Source organism: Microbacterium soli, from assembly GCF_039539005.1.
Lineage (GTDB): Bacteria > Actinomycetota > Actinomycetes > Actinomycetales > Microbacteriaceae > Microbacterium > Microbacterium soli.
The window spans coordinates 155,338-173,379 of record NZ_BAABCP010000002.1 but is presented as its reverse complement, the minus strand read 5'-3'; the positions used below and the strand labels follow the sequence as shown (position 1 = coordinate 173,379).

18 protein-coding genes are annotated in these 18,042 nt (G+C 69.4%); 15 read left to right on the top strand and 3 right to left on the bottom strand.

The features are described 5' to 3' along the window. Window positions 1–2 precede the first annotated feature (2 nt). On the top strand, window positions 3–2,255 hold the full coding sequence (locus tag ABD770_RS12970; RefSeq protein WP_344820092.1) for a RelA/SpoT family protein: 2,253 nt from the start codon (window positions 3–5) through the stop codon (window positions 2,253–2,255). Here the strand turns inward: ABD770_RS12970 and ABD770_RS12965 are convergent. The 3 genes from ABD770_RS12965 to ABD770_RS12955 form a co-directional block, all read right to left on the bottom strand. Further along, the gene (locus ABD770_RS12965) at window positions 2,234–2,815 is read right to left on the bottom strand and encodes a hypothetical protein (RefSeq protein ID WP_344820091.1); all 582 of its coding nucleotides are present in this window, start codon (window positions 2,813–2,815) and stop codon (window positions 2,234–2,236) included. The genes ABD770_RS12970 and ABD770_RS12965 overlap by 22 nt on opposite strands. 68 nt (window positions 2,816–2,883) lie before the next feature. After that, window positions 2,884–4,170 (bottom strand): DUF349 domain-containing protein, encoded by a 1,287-nt coding sequence (locus ABD770_RS12960; protein ID WP_344820440.1) that lies wholly within the window; start codon window positions 4,168–4,170, stop codon window positions 2,884–2,886. Between the two features lie 117 nt (window positions 4,171–4,287). Next, on the bottom strand, window positions 4,288–4,578 hold the full coding sequence (locus ABD770_RS12955) for a hypothetical protein (protein WP_344820090.1): 291 nt from the start codon (window positions 4,576–4,578) through the stop codon (window positions 4,288–4,290). Between the two features lie 106 nt (window positions 4,579–4,684). On the opposite strand from ABD770_RS12955, the gene ABD770_RS12950 reads away from it, so the two are divergent. The 14 genes from ABD770_RS12950 (at window position 4,685) to nusB (ending at window position 17,956) form a co-directional block, all read left to right on the top strand. After that, on the top strand, window positions 4,685–6,016 hold the full coding sequence (locus ABD770_RS12950; RefSeq protein WP_344820089.1) for a replication-associated recombination protein A: 1,332 nt from the start codon (window positions 4,685–4,687) through the stop codon (window positions 6,014–6,016). A 72-nt stretch (window positions 6,017–6,088) separates the two neighbouring features. Next, window positions 6,089–6,985, top strand: coding sequence for a hypothetical protein (locus ABD770_RS12945; RefSeq protein WP_344820087.1), 897 nt, complete (start codon window positions 6,089–6,091; stop codon window positions 6,983–6,985). 164 nt (window positions 6,986–7,149) lie between these two features. Continuing rightward, window positions 7,150–7,779 carry a 30S ribosomal protein S4 gene (gene rpsD, locus ABD770_RS12940; RefSeq protein WP_344820086.1) on the top strand — a complete coding sequence of 210 codons (630 nt, stop codon included), beginning with the start codon at window positions 7,150–7,152 and terminating at the stop codon, window positions 7,777–7,779. A gap of 100 nt (window positions 7,780–7,879) precedes the next feature. After that, on the top strand, window positions 7,880–8,068 hold the full coding sequence (locus ABD770_RS12935; protein ID WP_344820085.1) for a hypothetical protein: 189 nt from the start codon (window positions 7,880–7,882) through the stop codon (window positions 8,066–8,068). Window positions 8,069–8,135: 67 nt separating this feature from the next. After that, the gene (alaS, locus tag ABD770_RS12930) at window positions 8,136–10,796 is read left to right on the top strand and encodes an alanine--tRNA ligase (protein ID WP_344820084.1); all 2,661 of its coding nucleotides are present in this window, start codon (window positions 8,136–8,138) and stop codon (window positions 10,794–10,796) included. Then, on the top strand, window positions 10,793–11,275 hold the full coding sequence (ruvX, locus tag ABD770_RS12925; protein ID WP_344820082.1) for a Holliday junction resolvase RuvX: 483 nt from the start codon (window positions 10,793–10,795) through the stop codon (window positions 11,273–11,275). The genes alaS and ruvX overlap by 4 nt, the downstream gene beginning before the upstream one ends. Beyond that, window positions 11,268–12,698, top strand: a complete 1,431-nt coding sequence (gene mltG / locus ABD770_RS12920; RefSeq protein WP_344820081.1) for an endolytic transglycosylase MltG — start codon at window positions 11,268–11,270, stop codon at window positions 12,696–12,698. Before ruvX ends, mltG begins: the two co-directional genes overlap by 8 nt. Beyond that, the gene (locus ABD770_RS12915; RefSeq protein WP_344820080.1) at window positions 12,698–13,540 is read left to right on the top strand and encodes a shikimate dehydrogenase family protein; all 843 of its coding nucleotides are present in this window, start codon (window positions 12,698–12,700) and stop codon (window positions 13,538–13,540) included. Before mltG ends, ABD770_RS12915 begins: the two co-directional genes overlap by 1 nt. A 4-nt stretch (window positions 13,541–13,544) precedes the next feature. Next, complete coding sequence (aroC, locus tag ABD770_RS12910; RefSeq protein ID WP_344820079.1) at window positions 13,545–14,774, top strand: chorismate synthase; 1,230 nt, start codon at window positions 13,545–13,547, stop codon at window positions 14,772–14,774. After that, the gene (locus tag ABD770_RS12905; protein WP_344820078.1) at window positions 14,761–15,279 is read left to right on the top strand and encodes a shikimate kinase; all 519 of its coding nucleotides are present in this window, start codon (window positions 14,761–14,763) and stop codon (window positions 15,277–15,279) included. Before aroC ends, ABD770_RS12905 begins: the two co-directional genes overlap by 14 nt. Continuing rightward, window positions 15,276–16,355 carry a 3-dehydroquinate synthase gene (aroB, locus tag ABD770_RS12900; RefSeq protein ID WP_344820077.1) on the top strand — a complete coding sequence of 360 codons (1,080 nt, stop codon included), beginning with the start codon at window positions 15,276–15,278 and terminating at the stop codon, window positions 16,353–16,355. Before ABD770_RS12905 ends, aroB begins: the two co-directional genes overlap by 4 nt. Continuing rightward, complete coding sequence (locus tag ABD770_RS12895; protein ID WP_344820076.1) at window positions 16,352–16,795, top strand: type II 3-dehydroquinate dehydratase; 444 nt, start codon at window positions 16,352–16,354, stop codon at window positions 16,793–16,795. Before aroB ends, ABD770_RS12895 begins: the two co-directional genes overlap by 4 nt. Before the next feature lie 171 nt (window positions 16,796–16,966). Next, window positions 16,967–17,530 carry an elongation factor P gene (efp, locus tag ABD770_RS12890; protein ID WP_344820075.1) on the top strand — a complete coding sequence of 188 codons (564 nt, stop codon included), beginning with the start codon at window positions 16,967–16,969 and terminating at the stop codon, window positions 17,528–17,530. Between the two features lie 15 nt (window positions 17,531–17,545). Next, window positions 17,546–17,956, top strand: coding sequence for a transcription antitermination factor NusB (nusB, locus tag ABD770_RS12885; protein WP_344820074.1), 411 nt, complete (start codon window positions 17,546–17,548; stop codon window positions 17,954–17,956). Window positions 17,957–18,042: the final 86 nt, after the last annotated feature.

The following is an 18,042-nucleotide window of genomic DNA, read 5'->3' as shown; positions in this document are numbered from 1 at the left end:
CAATGGCGGATTCGCAGGTCGCATCGCAGGGTTCTAGCCTGCGCAGGCTGGTGCCGCGCATCTTCTCGCGCGCACCGCGTGTCAACGACCTCGACAACCTGATCCGCACCGTCAGGGCGAATCACCCCCGCGGCGATCTCCCCGTGATCGAGCATGCCTACCGCATCGCGCGGGAGAAGCACGAGGGGCAATTCCGGCAGAGCGGCGAGCCGTACATCACGCACCCGCTGGCGGTCGCCCAGATCCTCGCAGACCTCGGGCTCGGCCCGCGGGCCGTCGCGGCGGCGCTCCTGCACGACACAGTGGAGGACACCGGGTATGCGCTGACGGAACTGACCGAGGAGTTCGGCGATGAGGTCGCGATGCTCGTCGACGGCGTCACCAAGCTCGACAAGGTCAAGTACGGCGAGAGCGCCCAGGCCGAGACCGTCCGCAAGATGATCGTCGCGATGTCCAAGGACATCCGGGTGCTGCTGATCAAGCTCGCCGACCGGCTGCACAACGCCCGCACCTGGGGATTCGTCCCGCCGGAGAAGGCCGCGCGCAAGGCCAAGGAGACGTTGGAGATCTACGCGCCGCTGGCGAACCGACTCGGCATCCAGACCATCAAGTCCGAGCTCGAGGATCTGTCCTTCGCCGTGCTGCACCCGAAGATCTATGCCGAGATCAGCAGCCTCATCGCCCAGCGCACCCCGCAGCGGGAGAAGTACCTGCAGCAGGTGATCGAGGCCATCGATCTGGACCTGCACGAGCTCCGCATCCGCGGCAAGGTGTTCGGCCGTCCCAAGCAGCTCTACTCCGTGTACCAGAAGATGGTCGTGCGGGGCCGCGAGTTCGACGACATCTACGACCTCATCGGCATCCGCGTGCTGGTGAACTCCGTGCGCGACTGCTACGCGGTCCTCGGTGCCATCCACGCCCGCTGGACGCCACTCCCCGGACGATTCAAGGACTACATCGCCACGCCCAAGTTCAACCTCTACCAGTCGCTGCACACGACGGTGATCGGGCCGTCCGGCCGAACGGTGGAGATCCAGATCCGCACGCACGAGATGCACCAGCAGGCGGAGTTCGGCGTCGCCGCGCACTGGATGTACAAGGAGCGGATGAACGGCGGCAAGGTCGACACCCGCAAGACGGATGCCGACATGGCCTGGCTCGCGCACATCTCCGACTGGCAGGCCGAGACCGCCGATCCCAGCGAGTTCCTCGACTCGCTGCGTTTCGAGATCGGCGCCAAGGAGGTCTACGTCTTCACCCCGAAGGGACGCGTGATCGGGTTGCCCTCCGGGGCGACGCCGGTCGACTTCGCCTACGCCGTGCACACCGAGATCGGGCATCGCACCATGGGGGCGAAGGTCAACGGTCGACTCGTGCCCCTGGAGTCGGAGCTGCGCAGCGGCGACGTGGTCGAGGTGTTCACGTCGAAGAACCCCGACGCCGGACCCAGCCAGGACTGGCTGAGCTTCGTGAAGAGCACACGGGCGCGCAACAAGATCCGCGGCTGGTTCACGAAGGAGCGGCGCGAGGAGGCCATCGAACAGGGCAAGGAGTCCATCGCCCGCGCCATGCGGAAGCAGAACCTGCCGCTGCAGAGGCTCATGAGCCAGGGCTCGGTCGCAGAGGTCGCACGACAGCTGCGCTATGAGGACGTGTCGGCGCTGTACGCGGCGGTGGGCGAGGGGCACGTCTCCACGCAGTCCGTCATCGAGAAGGTCACCGCGCTCGTCGCAGCCGAACCGGACACCAGCACGGGGGCGATCCGCCTTCCCGCGCACGCGTCGACCCGGGAGGCTCGGGCATCGGACTCGGGCATCCTCGTGCGCGGTGCCGCCGACATCCTCGTCAAGCTCGCCCGCTGCTGCACCCCTGTGCCGGGCGACGACATCGTCGGCTTCGTGACACGGGGGAGCGGTGTCTCCGTGCATCGCGCGGACTGCGTCAACGTCAAGGCCCTCGGCGGCGACTCCGAGCGCTTTGTCGAGGTCGAGTGGGCGCCGACCACCAAGAGCGTGTTCCGCGTGCAGATCCAGGTCGAGGCGCTGGACCGCTCCGGCCTGCTGTCCGATGTCACGCGGGTGCTCAGCGAGCATCACGTGAACATCCTGTCGGCGACCGTCACCACGACGGACGAGCGGCTGGCGCTGAGCCGGTTCGTCTTCGAGATGGGCGACTCCGTGCATCTGGACCGGATCCTCAACGCGGTTCGTCGGATCGACGCCGTCTACGATGTCTACCGGGTGACCTCCTCCTGACCGTCGTGGGCGCCGGTCTGCGCCGCGAGCGCTGTGAGGATGCCCAGCGCACGCCGGCGTCCCGGACGTCGTGGTGTGCGCTCCAGACGCTCGCACAGCTCGTCCATGAGCCCGGGCCTCACCCGTATCAGCGCGTGCAGCCACGACTGGCCAGTGCCCCTCAGAGCCGCCGAGTAGACGAGCTCGGCGGCCGTGGCCAGCGGCGTGGTCACGGCGACCCCGGCGATGCGCTGCACCTCGTCGGGATCGATGCGCCTCTCGTGATACACCATGCGCGGGGAGTGCGTGACCCGTCCACGGGTCGGTGCCATCCGCCGAACGTGGTGCAGGGCGGGTGGCCCGTCTCCGGCCCCATGGATCCACGCGGCCGTGGCACCGCATGCCGCCATGTGCGCGGGGATGAGGACGGCGACGCCGGCCGCCCTGGCATCCGCCTCCTCCACGGTGTCCGCCGGCATGAATCCCTCGCCGATCTCCACGACGTGGCCGTCCAGGCGCGCGGAGCCCAGCTCGGCGAGCGAGAGGCGGCCGCCGGGCAGGTACAGGAGGGCGGGATGCATGCACAACAGTATGAGCCGTGCGGCCCGGGAACGGGACGGCACGGCTCATACTGTGGATAACGGACGGATCAGCCTCGCAGCGCGTTCAGCCAGGAACGGCGTGCGGCGAGAGCCTCCGTGGCCTCCTTGACGGCCTTCGCATCACCGGACGCCTCGGCGGCGGCCAGTTCGGCCTCGAGCTTGGCGATCGCGTCGAGGAGCTGCGAGCTCATGTCGCCGACACGGGCCTTGGTCTCGGGGTTGTTCTGCTTCCAGTCGACGTCCTCACGGGTCTTCAACGCCTGCTCGATCGTGCGCATCCGGTCGTCCAGAGCGCGTTCGCGATCCCGGGGGAAGATGCGGCCGACTTCGTCCCACTGCCGCTGGATGCGCGTGAGCAGAGAGCGAGCGCGCTTGAGGTCGGGTTCATCCGCGACGGCCTTGGCTTCCTCCAGAAGCGCCTCGCGCGCGGCGATCCTCGGCGCCGAATCCGCCTCGTCCGCCGCGGCCTGCTCGGCACGGGCGGCGTACAGCGCGTCGCCGGCGGCCTTGAACCTCGCCCACAGCGCGTCGTCGGCCTTGCGGCCGGCGCGTCCTGCCGCCTTCCACTCGTCCAGCAGACCCCGGTACGCCGGGATCCCGTCGACGCCACGCGGCGCCAGTGCCTCGGCGCGCTCGACGAGCCGGGACTTCGCGTCGCGAGCCGCGCGATGCACCTCGTCGAGCTCGGAGAAGAACGCGCGGCGGGCTCTGTCGACGGTCGAACGGGCCTCACGGAACCTCTTCCACAGCTGCTGGGCGATGCCCTTGGGAAGCCGGGGACCAGTGCGCTGGTGCTCCTGCCAGGCGTCGAACAGCTCGGTCATCTCGGCAGTGACCTGCTTCCACTGCACCTTCGTGAGGTCGCGTGCGGCGATGGCCTCGGCGCGCTCGGCTATGGTGGTGCGCTCGGCGATCGCGGCATCGAGCGCCTCCTTGGCGGCCGCCGCCTCCTGAGCGGTCGCCTCGGCGAGCGAATCGATGAGCACACCGAGGCGGTCGCGGAGTCCTGCGAGATCGCCCACTGCGGCGGCATCGGTCACCTCGGTCAGCAGACTCCTGGCCTGCTTGGTGAGATCGGACGCGGCGCTGCCGCCACTCTGCGCGCGCGTCTCGAGCGTGCCCAGCTTGACGGCCAGCTCGTCGAACTTGCGGGCGTAGTACGCCAGCGCCTCCTCGTGGGTCCCGTCCGGATACTGCCCGACGGGGCGCCAGGCATCCCCTTCGCGAACTTCGACGGTGCCGTCCTCGGTGACGCGACCCCATTCGGACGCGTCCGACACGAGAGGAGTGGGAACCACCGGGGCGACGGCGGGAACCGCACTCACCCGCGGCATCGGCCGGCGGGGCGGGGACGGAACGGGAGGCGTGGGCTTGGGTGTGTTGTCGTCAGACACGGTGTCTCCTTGCGCGGTGCGCCCGCGGGAGTGGAAAAGGGCTCCGCTCAGCCTAGTTCACTCGCCGGGAGTCTGTGAGGATGCGGGCATCCCTGTGGTCGGCGGCGCCGCCGTCGGCGCGGAGGAGTGCGCGGAGGGCGTCGGGTCGGGCGCCGTCGCCTGCGCGTGCAGGGTCTGGCTGACGATCGCGGCGATCACGATCAGACCGCCTGCCACGGAGACGATGACCGTGTCCCTGGCCCGCCGACGCATCCGGCGCTCATGCCACTGCCGTCTGGCGACGTACAGTCGTGCTCGCTCCGCTTCCTTCCTGCTGCGCTGTGCATCGCGAGACCCGCGAACTGCCATCTCGTTCCTCCCGTAGACCCAGTCGGCAATGCCGTCGGTGCGAGCCTACCGGCGAAGGGGATGGACGCGGTGCGGCGGTGTCCGCGGTCGCGACTAGCCTGGGACCATGACCTCACCCGCCTCTCTGCTCTCCGGGCAGACCCCCCTGGCCGTGCGCATGCGGCCCGTGGCGCTCGAGGAGGTCGCGGGGCAGAAGCACCTGCTCCGAGCGGGATCGCCGATCGTGGCGCTGGCGGACCCCGAGGCGAGCTCGCCCGGCGCGGTCTCGATCATCCTGTGGGGCCCGCCGGGTACGGGGAAGACGACCCTGGCCCAGGCCATCGCCCGCTCATCCGGACGCCGCTTCATCGAGCTGTCCGCCATCACCGCCGGCGTCAAGGACGTGCGCGAGGTCATGCAGGAGGCGGTGACGCAGCGAGACCTGTACGGCCAGACGACGATCCTCTTCCTCGATGAGATCCACCGATTCACGAAGGCCCAGCAGGACGCCCTGCTGCCGGGGGTGGAGAACGGATGGGTGATCCTCATCGCCGCGACGACCGAGAACCCGTCGTTCTCGGTGATCTCGCCGCTGCTGTCGCGTTCGCTCCTGCTGACGCTGCAGCCGCTCACGGACGAGGACATCGGCGTGCTCGTCGATCGTGCGGTGACCGACGCGCGCGGCCTGGCGGGCGCCGTGACCGTCGCGGCGGACGCGCGCAGTGCGCTCATCCGCCTGGCATCGGGCGATGCGCGGCGCGCGCTGACGGGTCTGGAGGCGGCGGCGGCCGTGGCGGTGTCGCGAGACGAGGGCGATGCCCCCGTGGTCGTCTCCGACGAGGACGTCGCCCAGGCCGTCGACCGCGCCCTGCTCCGCTACGACCGTCAGGGTGATGAGCACTACGACGTCATCAGCGCGTTCATCAAGTCGATCCGCGGATCGGATCCGGATGCGGCCGTGCACTACCTGGCGCGGATGATAGAGGCGGGGGAGGATCCTCGCTTCATCGCGCGGCGCCTGGTCATCTCGGCCTCGGAGGACATCGGGCTCGCCGATCCGCAGGCTCTCGTCATCGCCACTGCGGCCGCGGATGCGGTGGCGTTCATCGGCATGCCGGAGGGGCGCATCCCCCTCGCGGAGGCGACGATCTACCTCGCGACCACAGCAAAGTCCAACGCCGCCTACACCGCCATCGATCGCGCCATCGGCGATGTGCGGGCGGGCGGGTTCGGACGGGTGCCCGTCCATCTGCGCGATGCGCATTACGCGGGTGCGAAGCGGCTCGGCCATGGCAAGGGCTACCGGTATCCGCACGACAGCGACGCCGGCATCCTCGCGCAGCAGTATCTTCCCGACGAGCTGGTCGGGAGGCAGTACTACCAGCCGAAGCAGCTCGGCGCGGAGCGCGACGTGTCGGCCAGGCTCGAGCGGATCAGACGCATCCTCGGCGGAGGATGAGACGATCCGCGCCCCCGGGACACCTCTTGGTGGAGAGGGCGCGCGGGTCGCGCCTGCGAAGGAGGAGCACGGATGCCTGGAATTCGTCGGCGACGAAGTGGCCCCGCCCTTGTGCTCGGAACGATGCTGCTGACCGCCCTGACCGCCTGCGCGACCCCGCCGACCGACGGGCCGGTGCCGGTCGGCGGCGCCGGGCCAGGCGAGCCGGTCACCACCGGCCATGCGGTCACGGTCCTCGACGACGGTGACGGCCCCGAGCTGTGCCTGGGGGCCATGGCGATGTCGTATCCGCCGCAGTGCGGCGGTCCGGCGCTGATCGGCTGGGACTGGTCCGCTCATTCCGGCGATCACGAGGACGCGGCCGGGGTGCGGTGGGGGAGCTTCGTCGTCACCGGCTGGTACGACCCGAAACAGGATCGCTTCACCGTCCGCACCGCCGTGGCGCCCGACGACGCGACGCCTGCTCGCGTCGATGATGCCCTCGAACGGCTCGTCACGCCATGCGAGGCACCGGAGGGAGGCTGGAGCGTGCCGGACCCGGCGCGGACGACATCGACGGCTCTGGACGCCGCGGTGGGCACGGCGATGCGGCTGCCCGGCTACTCCGCCGTCTGGGTCGACCAGTCCCCGAACCCGACGGAGGACCCGGACCGGATGAACGATCCGGAACTGCTGATCCTGAACGTGAAGGTCACGGAGGATGCGGCGGGTGCCGAGGCCGCGCTTCGCGAGCAGTGGGGAGGCATGCTGTGCGTGGCCACGGCAGAGCGCACGGAGAAGGAGCTGATGACGATCGCCGATGAGATCACCGCCGACCACGTCGGCATGCTCTCGGCGGCGCCCGATGGGATCACCGGCACGGTGCGCGTCGACGTCGTCTACGACGACGGGACCGCCCAGCGCGCATACGACCGTGCGTACGGCGCGGGCATCGTGCAGGTCGTCTCCGCACTCACCCCGGTGGACTGACCGCGGTCTGATATCATTGATCGGCTCGAAACCGAGTTTTCGGGCATCCCTCCACTCCTGGAACACTTCTCGACGCGCCCCGGCGTGCGCGACGGGAAGGGGGAACCGAGGCGATACGCCCGCGAGTCGTGAGAGACACGACCGCGTCATGGAAGGAACACTTCGTGGTCACGAAGTCCCAGGACCGCCGCAAGGTCCGTCTCAGCCGTGCGCTGGGCATCCCGCTCACGCCGAAGGCCGCGCGCTACCTCGACAAGCGTCCCTACGCTCCCGGTGAGCACGGCCGCACCAAGCGCAAGGCCGACAGCGACTACGCCGTCCGTCTGCGCGAGAAGCAGCGTCTGCGCGAACAGTACGGCATCCGCGAGAAGCAGCTGCGCATCGCCTTCAACGAGGCCCGCCGCAAGGACGGCCTGACCGGTGAGAACCTGGTCGAGCTGCTCGAGATGCGCCTGGACGCCCTCGTGCTGCGCGCCGGTTTCGCCCGCACCACCGCGCAGGCCCGCCAGCTGGTCGTGCACCGTCACATCCTCGTCGACGGTCAGCTCGTCGACCGCCCGTCCTTCCGTGTGAAGCCGGGTCAGCTCATCCACGTCAAGGCCAAGTCCGAGGGCCTCGAGCCCTTCCAGGTCGCAGCCGCCGGCGGTCACGCCGAGGTCCTGCCCCCCGTTCCGGGCTACCTGGAGGTCGAGCTCGACAAGCTGCAGGCCCGCCTGGTCCGGCGTCCCAAGCGCGCCGAGGTCCCCGTGACCTGCGAGGTGCAGCTGGTCGTCGAGTACTACGCTGCTCGCTGACATCACTCCAGCGGGTCGTCGCGCTCATCATGGCACGCCGACCCGCGCAGGCGAAGAGGCGTCGGGGAATCCCCGGCGCCTCTCGTCGTAGGATGGCGGAATGAAGAATCTGAGCTGGTTCCTGATCGGCGTGATCGGCGGGTTCGTCGTCGCGCACTTCATGAACAAGGATCCCCGGGGTCAGGAGATCCTCGCCGACATCGACGCTCGGATCTCGGAGTTCACCGGCATCCTCGGCGAGGCGTACCGCCAGCAGGAGGCCCGCCTGGCGGATACCTCCGACGACTGAACACGACCCGAATCCCGCCGCGCCCCGAGGGACGCGGCACTTCCACGCAAGGACACCCACGAGCACTATGAGAACTGCGGAGATCGCGCAGCGCTACCTCGACTTCTTCGAGAAGAAGGACCACCTGATCGTCCCCTCCGCCTCTCTGGTCAGCGACGACCCGTCACTGCTGTTCACGGTGGCGGGGATGGTCCCGATGATCCCGTACCTGACCGGCGTCGTCCCCGCCCCGCATCCTCGCATCGCGGATCTGCAGAAGTGCATCCGCACCAACGACATCGAGGAGGTCGGCCGCACGGCGCGCCACGGCACCTTCTTCCAGATGCTCGGCAACTGGTCGTTCGGCGACTACTTCAAGGAAGGCGCGATCCGCTACGCCTGGGAGCTGCTGACCACCTCCGAGTCCGACGGCGGACTGGGCTTCGACGAGAGGGACCTCTGGGTCACCGTCTACGAGACCGACGACGAGGCCGAGGCGATCTGGCGGGATGTCATCGGCCTGAAGCCCGAGCGCATCCAGCGTCTCGGACGCGCGGACAACTACTGGAACACCGGCCAGCCCGGCCCCGGCGGACCCGACTCGGAGATCTTCTTCGACCGCGGTCCGTCGTACGGGAAGGATGGTGGCCCCGCCGCCGACGACACGAGGTTCCTGGAGATCTGGAACCTGGTGTTCATGCAGGACCTCATCGACAACATCCGCGGCAAGACGGAGTTCGACATCACGGGCGAGCTGCCCATGAAGAACATCGACACCGGCATGGGGCTGGAACGCGTCGCCTTCCTCAAGCAGGGCGTCGAGAACATGTACGAGACCGACCAGGTGCGTCCTGTGCTGGACCGTGCCGTCGAGCTGTCCGGGCGCCCGTACGGCGCCGTGCACGAGGACGACGTGCGCTTCCGCGTCGTGGCCGATCATGTGCGCTCCTCGCTCATGCTGCTCTCCGACGGTGTGCGCCCCTCGAACGAGGGCCGCGGCTACATTCTGCGGCGGCTGATGCGACGCACAGTGCGAGCCATGCGCCTGCTGGGCGTGGACGAACCGGCTTTCCCCGAGCTTTTCCTGGCGTCCAAGGAGGCCATGAAGACCGCCTACCCGGTGCTGGAGAAGGAGTGGGCGACGCTTTCGGCGTCGGCCGCCGCCGAGGAGGAGACGTTCCGTCGCACGCTGGCGCAGGGCTCGACGATCCTCGATCTGGCGCTGGACGAGACCAGAAAGGCCGGTGGCTCCACACTCAGCGGCTCCGAGGCCTTCCTGCTGCACGACACCTACGGCTTCCCGATCGACCTCACGATGGAGGTCGCCGAGGAGGCGGGCCTGGACGTGGACCGTCCCGCCTTCGACGAGCTGATGCGTGCGCAGCGCGAGCGCGCCAAGGCCGATGCGCGCAGCCGAAAGCGCCAGCGCGCCGACGTCTCCGTGTATCGTGACCTCCGCGCGGCGGGGGAGACCGTCTTCGCGGGCTACACCGACCTGCGCACGGATTCCCGCATCCTCGGCATCATCGTCGACGGCGTCCCCGTCCAGCAGGCGACCGAAGGTCAGGTGGCGGAGGTCATCCTCGCCGAGACCACCCTGTACGCGGAGTCCGGCGGCCAGGTCGCCGACAAGGGCACCATCGTCGGTGCGGGCTTCGAGCTCGATGTGCTCGACGTGCAGCGCCCCGTCCCGGGGCTGATCAGCCACACCGTGCACGTGGACTCCGGTGGCGTGGCCGTCGACGACCGCGCCACCACCGTCGTGGACGCGGCCAACCGGCACGCGGCGCGCCAGGCGCATTCCGCCACACACCTCATCCACGCCGCACTCCGGGACACGCTCGGGAAGACGGCCACGCAGGCCGGTTCGCTCAACCGCGCCGGCTACATGCGCTTCGACTTCACCTGGTCGCAGCCGTTGTCTCCGGAGACCCGCTCGGAGATCGAGGACATCGCGAACCGAGCCGTCGACGACGCCCTCGAGGTCACCACGCGCGTCGTCTCGCTCGATGAGGCCAAGGAGGCCGGCGCGATGGCGCTCTTCGGGGAGAAGTACGGTGATGTCGTGCGCATGGTCGACATCGGCGGTCCATGGTCCCGTGAGCTGTGCGGAGGCACTCATGTCTCCACCAGTTCCGAGATCGGCCTGGTCAGCGTCGTCGGCGAGTCGTCGGTGGGCTCGTCGAATCGACGCATCGAGGCGTTGGTGGGTCAGAACGCGTTCCGCGAGCTGGCCGCGGAGCGCACGATCGTCTCACAGCTGTCGGCGGCGCTGAAGGCTCCGCGGGATCAGCTCGCAGCGCGCATCGAAGAACTGCAATCCCACTTGAAGGCCGCGGAGAAGCGCATCGCCCAGTTCGAGGCGAAGGAGCGCGCGGGCCGGGTTCCCGCGCTCGCGGACTCCGCCGTGCACGCGGGCTCGTACCGGGTCGTCGCCACCTCGCTGGGCGAGGTCGGCTCCGCCGACGACGTGCGCACTCTCGCGCTGAGCGTGCGGGAGCGGCTCGGATCCGAGGCGGCGGTCGTCGCCCTCGGCGGCGTCGCGGCGGGGCGTCCCGTCGTCGTCATCGCCACCAATGATGCGGCGCGTGCATCCGGGGCGAAGGCGGGCGCTCTCGTCCGACTCAGCGCCGGGGTGCTCGGCGGCGGCGGCGGCGGCAAGGACGACGTCGCCCAGGGCGGCGGCACCGATGCATCCGCCCTGGAGGCCGCGCTCGAGGCCGTGGTCACGGAGCTCACGACAGCGTGATCGGATTCCGTCGCGGTGTGCGTCTCGGCGTCGACGTCGGGAAGGCTCGCGTCGGGATCGCCCGCGTCGACACCGATGGGATGCTCGCGGTGCCGGTGGAGACGGTGCCCCGTGCGAGGTCGCCGATCGACAGGATCGCCGAGATCGTGCAGGAATGGTCGCCGATCGAACTCATCGTCGGTCTGCCGGTGAACCTGCGCGGCGAGGAGACCGGATCCACGACGGATGCCCGCGACTTCGCCGCGCAGCTGGCGAGGAGAACCCGTCTGCCGGTGCGCATGATCGACGAGCGGCTGAGCACCGTCACCGCGCATGCCGCGCTGCGCGCCTCGGGAAGATCCCAGAAGAACTCTCGTAGCATCGTCGATCAGGTGGCCGCGGTCGTGCTCCTCCAGCACGCGGTGGACATCGAGAAGAACACCGGAAGACCCGCCGGTGAGTTGATCGACCTCCCCGAGGAGACGGTTCCCGATGTCTGATCCCGACACGCACCCGCAGACGGACGGGCTCGGCGACCTCTTCGACGACCTGCCCACCGCCGCTTCCCGGCCCGCTCACCGGTCCCCGCGCAGCGAACCCCCCGCACCCGGCTCCCGCCGTGCGATCCGGGAGGCGCGCGAGGCGGCCACCGCCGCGGAATCCGCTTCCCGGCCCGATGCCGCAGACCGAGCACGCGAAGAGCCGCCCACCACCGGCCCGAGCCCGTCCGACGCTCCGTACGGTCGGGAGTCGGCATCCGCGCCGGACACGGCGGGTGCCGAGGATCTCGACGTGCACGCCTCGCTGGAGGCCCTCTTCGCCCCTGAGCAGACCGCTCCCGCGCCACGACGGCGCAAACGCAGACGGGGATGTCTGATCGGGCTCCTCGTCGTGCTCGTCGTGCTCGGCGGGATCGCCGCCGGCGGAGCATGGGTATATCACACCTACAAGCCGCAGATCGACGAGGTCATGGGCTGGGGCGAACCCAAGGACTACGAGGCGGGGCAGGCCACCGGAGAGGCCTTCATCACGATCAAGCAGGGCGACACGGGCTCGCCGGTGTCCACGGCCCTGTACGAAGCGGGCGTCACCAAGACCGACCGGGTGTTCTACGAGTACCTCTTGAAGGAGCACCCGAGCGTGACCTTCTACCCGGGCGTGTACCGACTGCAGAAGATGATGACCGCCGCGGACGCGCTGGCCGCCCTCGAGGATCCGGCCAACCGCATGGAGAACACCGTGCGCATCCCGGAGGGGAGCACCGTCGAGTCCTCTCTGCCGCTCATCGCCGACGGCGTGGGGATCCCGCTCGAGGAGCTGCAGTCGGCCGTGTCGGATCCGTCGGCGTACGGCGTCGACGCCGAACGACTGGACGGCTGGCTGTTCCCGGCCGTCTACGACTTCGACCCGGACGTCACCGCGGAGGACGTCATCGCGCGCATGGTCGACCGCACCAGGGAGTCGTTGCGCAGCGCGGGCGTGGCGGACGCCGATGCCCAGCGCATCCTCACGATCGCCTCCATCATCGAGCGCGAGGCGCGCACACCCGACTTCGGGAAGGTCTCCCGCGTGATCCAGAACCGTCTGGACACGGGCATGAAGCTGCAGATGGACTCCACCGCGCAGTACGGCTACGGCGAGCTCCACGCCGGGAAGGCCAGCACTTCCAAGGAGGCCCAGCACGACCCGAACCCGTGGAACACCTATTACGTGACCGGTCTGCCGGAGACTCCGATCGCGAATGCGGGCGATGCCGCCATCGACGCCGCCATGCACCCCGTCGACGGACCATGGCTGTACTTCGTGACCATCGACTTCAGCACGGGTCAGACGCAGTTCTCCCAGACGCTGGCCGAGCACGAGCAGGGCATCGAGAAGATGCGCGCGTGGTGCCGCGGCAACCCCGGCTACCAGGGATGCTGATGGCGGACGTGACACCGACCGACGGGCGCCGACGACTCGCCGTCTGGGGCGACCCCATCGGACACAGTCGATCACCGGCCCTGCACCGAGCCGCCTACCGGCAGCTGGGACTGGACTGGGAGTACGCAAGAGCGCAGGTCGATGCCGCGGGGTTCGCTGCGTCCCTCGCCGCACTCGACGGCACGTGGCGGGGGCTGTCGCTGACCATGCCTCTCAAGGAGGCCGCGCACGCCGCAGCCGACCGGGTCGACGCGCACGCCCGGCTCACGGGCGCCGTGAACACACTGCTGCTGGGAAAGCGGGTTCTGGGATTCAACACCGATGTCGGCGGCATCGTCGACGCCTTCCGGCACGCGGGGATCGACGGTGTCGGATCGGTGCGGATCCTCGGCGCCGGCGCGACGGCGGCATCCGCCCTGGTCGCGGCCGGTGAGCTGGGCGCACGTCGTGCGGAGGTGCGCGCGAGGCGCCCCGAGTCCGCGGAGCGGATGCGACGCATCGCCGGGGAGCTGGGGATGCCGATCGCCGTGGCGGCCTTCCACGAACCCGCGGATCCCGTCGACGCGACCATCGCCACGCTGCCCAGCGGCACGGTGCTGGACACCGGGATCGCTGCTGCGATGGGCACTCGGGGAGGCGTGCTGTTCGAAGCCGCCTACGCGCCGTGGCCGTCCGCACTGGCGGCGGGGTGGGCCTGCGGCCCCATCATCTCCGGGTTCGAGATGCTGCTGTACCAGGCGGTGCGCCAGATCCGCATCTTCCTGCACGGCACCCAGGACCGCGCGCTGCCGGATGAGGACGTCATCGTTGCTCTCATGCGCTCGGCGACCATGGAAGACTAGAGCCATGCTCCGCGTGCTCACGGCCGGTGAATCCCACGGCCCCGAACTCATCGCCATCATGGAGGGCCTTCCCTCCGGAGTCACGGTCACCGCCTCTGCCATCCAGGCCGACCTTCAGCGTCGCAAGCTCGGCTACGGGCGCGGCTCGAGGATGAAGTTCGAGCAGGACGAGCTGTCGATCTCCGGCGGGGTCCGGCACGGGCTCTCGCTCGGCAGCCCCATCGCCCTGCGCATCGGGAACACCGAGTGGCCCAAATGGACCGAGGTGATGAACCCCGCGCCCACCGAGCTGACCGAGAAGTCCCGCGGGCGCGGCGCGGCACTCACCCGGCCCCGGCCCGGCCACGCAGACCTCGTCGGAATGCAGAAGTACGACTTCGAGGAGGCGCGCCCGGTCCTGGAGCGCGCGAGTGCTCGGGAGACCGCCGCACGAGTGGCGCTGGGCGCCGTCGCGCGGGCGTTCCTCTCGGAGCTGGGCATCCGGCTGGTCAGCCACACCCTCTCGATCGGCCCGATTCGGGTCCCGGAGGGCTCGGCCCTGCCGACGCCGGATGACGTCGGTGCACTCGACGCGGATCCGCTGCGGTGCTTCGACGCGGCGACGTCCGCACTGATGGTGGCCGAGGTGGACGCAGCCCGCAAGGACGGCGACACGCTCGGCGGGATCGTCGAGGTGCTGGCGTACGGCCTGCCGCCCGGGGTCGGCTCTCACGTGCACTGGGACCGAAGACTGGACGGCCGTCTCGCGCAGGCGCTCATGAGCATCCAGGCCATCAAGGGCGTCGAGATCGGCGATGGCTTCGAGACCACGCGTCGGCGCGGCTCCGCCGCCCATGACGAACTCTTCGAGACCGACGGCGGCATCACCCGAGGCTCCGATCGCGCCGGCGGCACGGAGGGCGGCATGACCACGGGGACGGTGCTGCGCGTCAGGGCGGGCATGAAGCCCATCGCGACGGTCCCGCATGCTCTGCACACGGTGGACATCGCCACAGGGCAGGATTCGACCGCGCACCACCAGCGCTCGGACGTGTGCGCGGTACCCGCCGCCGGTGTCGTCGCGGAGGCGATGGTGGCGATCGAGCTGGCGAACTCCGTGCTGGAGAAGTTCGGCGGCGACAGCGTGGGGGAGACCCGTCGCAACCTGGAGGGGTACCTGGCGGCGATCCCCGAGCGGCTGCGCACGGCGCCCGCCTCCGAGGCGGCGCTGCTCGCTCATGATGAGCTCTCCTGAGCCGTCGACGCTCGTGCTCGTCGGCCCCATGGCCGCGGGCAAGACGAGTGTCGGCCGCAAGGTCGCGCGACTGCTGAAGGTGCCGTTCATCGACACGGACAAGCGCGTGGCCGCAGCGCACGGGCCGATCCCTCAGATCTTCGCCGAGCACGGGGAGGTGCGGTTCCGAGAGCTGGAACATGCGGCTGTGGCGGAGGCTCTCGCGGAGGGCGGCGTGGTTTCGCTGGGCGGCGGAGCGGTCACGGATGCCGGCACCCGGCTGCTGCTCACCCGGCATCCGGTGGTGTTCCTCACGGTGGATGCGGAGGCCGTCGCGCACCGCATCGCCGGCCCGGGCCGACCGCTGCTGGCCGGTGAGACCGACCCGCTCGAGCGATGGCAGACGATCTTCGACGCACGCCGAGCCTGGTACGAACAGGTCGCGGACCTCACCGTCGACACCTCTCGCACACCCATGCGAGCACTGGCGGAGAGGATCGCGGCATGGAGGAAGGAACAGCAATGACCGCGGAGACCATCAGCGTCACCGGACAGGCCCCCTACGACATCATCGTGGGGCGGGACATCCTCGACAGGGTCCGCACGGCCCTCGATCCCGCGGTCGCGAAGGTGCTCGTCGTACACCCCCCGACCCTCGCCGACCGCGCCGCCGAGCTGCGCGATCGCCTCATGACGGACGGCTCGCTGCAGGTGCTGCTGGCGGAGATCCCCGATGCCGAGGCGGGAAAGCGCATCGAAGTGGCGGCGTTCTGCTGGCAGGTGATGGGTCAGGCGGACTTCACCCGCACGGACGCCGTGGTCGGATACGGCGGCGGTGCGGTCACGGACCTCGCCGGGTTCGTCGCCGCCACCTGGCTGCGAGGCGTGCAGGTCGTGCAGGTCCCCACCACGGTGCTGGGTCTGGTCGACGCGGCCGTGGGCGGCAAGACCGGGGTCAACACGAGCGAGGGCAAGAACCTCGTGGGTGCGTTCTGGGCGCCGCGCACCGTCATCGGCGATCTCGACGAGCTCAGCAGCCTCAGCGCCAATGAGGCGACAGCCGGATACGCCGAGGTCGTCAAAGCCGGCTTCATCTGGGCACCGGAGATCCTCGACATCATCGAGACGGACCCCGCGCGGGCCGTGGACCCCACCACGGACGAGTTCCGTCGTACGGTGGAGCTGGCGATCCGGATGAAGGCCGAGGTCGTCTCCGACGACTTCCGTGAGGCGGGCCTGCGGGAGATCCTCAACTACGGCCACACCCTCGGTCATGCCATCGAGCACGCCGAGCGCTACCAGTGGCGCCACGGTGCGGCCGTCTCGATCGGGATGATGTACGCCGCGGAGCTGTCCAGGCTGGTCGGCAGGCTGTCCGACCCCGCGGCGGAGCGCCACCGCTCCGTGCTGGAGTCGCTGGGCCTTCCCACCTCCTACCGGGCGGGCGCCTGGAAGGCGCTCCTGGCGACCATGCAGCGCGACAAGAAGGCTCGTGGCGGCATGCTGAGGTTCGTGCTGCTCGACGACCTCGCGAAGCCCACCGTGCTGCAGGCGCCCGACGAGTCACTGATGTTCGCCGCGTACCAGGAGATCGCGGCATGAACGTCCGTCGCCTCCTCCTGGTGAACGGCCCCAACCTCAATCTCCTCGGTACGCGCGAACCGGAGGTGTACGGCACGGCCACGCTGACCGACGTGGAGAAGCTCACGGCAGAGACGGCGGCGGCGCTCGGCTACGAGGTGCGCGCAGTGCAGAGCAATCACGAGGGTGTGCTCATCGACACGATCCACGCCGCCCGCGAGGACTGCACGGGCATCGTCATCAACCCCGGTGGGCTGACCCACACCTCGGTCTCGCTGCGCGACGCGCTCACGGGCGTGGGGATGCCGTTCGCGGAGGTCCACATCTCCGACGTGCACGCACGCGAGTCGTTCCGGCACTTCTCCTATCTGGAGGACGTCGCCGCTGTGCGCGTGATCGGCGAGGGCGTCGACGGCTACGCGCACGCCGTGCGGGAGCTGATCGCGCTCATCGACGCGTGAGGACAGCGGCCAGGGCTTCCCGACGGGATGCCCGCCAAGGTCCGGACGGGCGAGGGTCGACCCGTCGAACCGGCCGAACCCCGGGATCCGATAGAATCGACTCTCGGTCGCTTCTCTGCGCGCATCCGCGCCCGACCGCGGAACCTTCGAAACGAACGGACTCTCACCAGCATGGCATCCACTGCAGACATCAGGAACGGCGTCGTCATCAAGATCGACGGACAGCTCTGGAGCGTGGTGGAGTTTCAGCACGTGAAGCCGGGCAAGGGCGGTGCGTTCGTGCGCACCAAGCTGAAGAACGTCGTCACCGGCAAGATCGTCGACAAGACCTACAACGCGGGCACGAAGATCGAGATCGAGAACGTCGACCGCCGTGACTTCCAGTACCTGTACACGGATGGCGACAGCTATGTGTTCATGGACCAGGAGGACTACGACCAGATCAACGTCCCCGCCGCCACGGTGGGCGACGCCGCGAACTTCATGCTGGAGAACCAGCAGGTCCAGATCGCGCTGAACAACGGCAACCCGCTGTACATCGAGCTGCCGGCCTCGGTCATCCTCGAGGTCACCTACACGGAGCCCGGTCTGCAGGGCGACCGCTCCTCGGCGGGCACGAAGCCCGCCAAGCTGGAGACCGGCTACGAGATCCAGGTGCCGCTGTTCCTCGAGCAGGGCACCAAGGTCAAGGTGGACACCCGTACGGGCGACTACCTCGGACGCGTCAACGACTGACGTCGGCGACCGACTTTGAGCGCACGCACCAAGGCGCGCAAGCGCGCCCTCGACATCCTCTTCTCCGCCGACGTGCGCGGGGAGGAGCTGTCGGTGTCCCTCGCGGCGGCGGCGGAGCGCGCGGCCAACGAACCCGCCAGACTGAGCTCGTGGCTGTACGCGCGGGAGATCGTCGACGGCATCATCGATCACCGTGACGAGATCGACGAGCAGATCACCACGCACAGTCGCGACTGGCGACTGGAGAGGATGCCCGCCGTCGACCGGGCGCTGCTGCGCATCGGCACCTGGGAGCTGCTGTTCAACGACGAGGTGCCCACCGCGGTCACGATCGACGAGGCCGTGGAACTGGCCAAGAGCCTCTCCACAGAGGACTCCGGGGCGTTCGTGCACGGCGTCCTCGCGCGTATCGATCGTTCCCGCTGACTCGCGCGGACACGTGCAGGCCGACCCCGCCGACGTCACACCGTACGTACTCGGCCCTGAAGCCCGTCACCGTCCTCGGCGGATGT

What these genes read in the sequence shown, in the direction of transcription:
- aroC (WP_344820079.1), top strand. Translation starts at nt 13,545, where the DNA reads ATGCTCCGCGTGCTCACGGCCGGTGAATCCCACGGCCCCGAACTCATC.
- aroB (WP_344820077.1), top strand. Translation starts at nt 15,276, where the DNA reads ATGACCGCGGAGACCATCAGCGTCACCGGACAGGCCCCCTACGACATC.
- ABD770_RS12965 (WP_344820091.1), bottom strand. Translation starts at nt 2,815, where the DNA reads ATGCATCCCGCCCTCCTGTACCTGCCCGGCGGCCGCCTCTCGCTCGCC.
- ABD770_RS12935 (WP_344820085.1), top strand. Translation starts at nt 7,880, where the DNA reads ATGAAGAATCTGAGCTGGTTCCTGATCGGCGTGATCGGCGGGTTCGTC.
- ABD770_RS12895 (WP_344820076.1), top strand. Translation starts at nt 16,352, where the DNA reads ATGAACGTCCGTCGCCTCCTCCTGGTGAACGGCCCCAACCTCAATCTC.
- ABD770_RS12960 (WP_344820440.1), bottom strand. Translation starts at nt 4,170, where the DNA reads ATGCCGCGGGTGAGTGCGGTTCCCGCCGTCGCCCCGGTGGTTCCCACT.
- ABD770_RS12945 (WP_344820087.1), top strand. Translation starts at nt 6,089, where the DNA reads ATGCCTGGAATTCGTCGGCGACGAAGTGGCCCCGCCCTTGTGCTCGGA.
- efp (WP_344820075.1), top strand. Translation starts at nt 16,967, where the DNA reads ATGGCATCCACTGCAGACATCAGGAACGGCGTCGTCATCAAGATCGAC.
- mltG (WP_344820081.1), top strand. Translation starts at nt 11,268, where the DNA reads ATGTCTGATCCCGACACGCACCCGCAGACGGACGGGCTCGGCGACCTC.
- ABD770_RS12970 (WP_344820092.1), top strand. Translation starts at nt 3, where the DNA reads ATGGCGGATTCGCAGGTCGCATCGCAGGGTTCTAGCCTGCGCAGGCTG.
- ABD770_RS12950 (WP_344820089.1), top strand. Translation starts at nt 4,685, where the DNA reads ATGACCTCACCCGCCTCTCTGCTCTCCGGGCAGACCCCCCTGGCCGTG.
- ABD770_RS12905 (WP_344820078.1), top strand. Translation starts at nt 14,761, where the DNA reads ATGAGCTCTCCTGAGCCGTCGACGCTCGTGCTCGTCGGCCCCATGGCC.
- ABD770_RS12955 (WP_344820090.1), bottom strand. Translation starts at nt 4,578, where the DNA reads ATGGCAGTTCGCGGGTCTCGCGATGCACAGCGCAGCAGGAAGGAAGCG.
- alaS (WP_344820084.1), top strand. Translation starts at nt 8,136, where the DNA reads ATGAGAACTGCGGAGATCGCGCAGCGCTACCTCGACTTCTTCGAGAAG.
- ABD770_RS12915 (WP_344820080.1), top strand. Translation starts at nt 12,698, where the DNA reads ATGGCGGACGTGACACCGACCGACGGGCGCCGACGACTCGCCGTCTGG.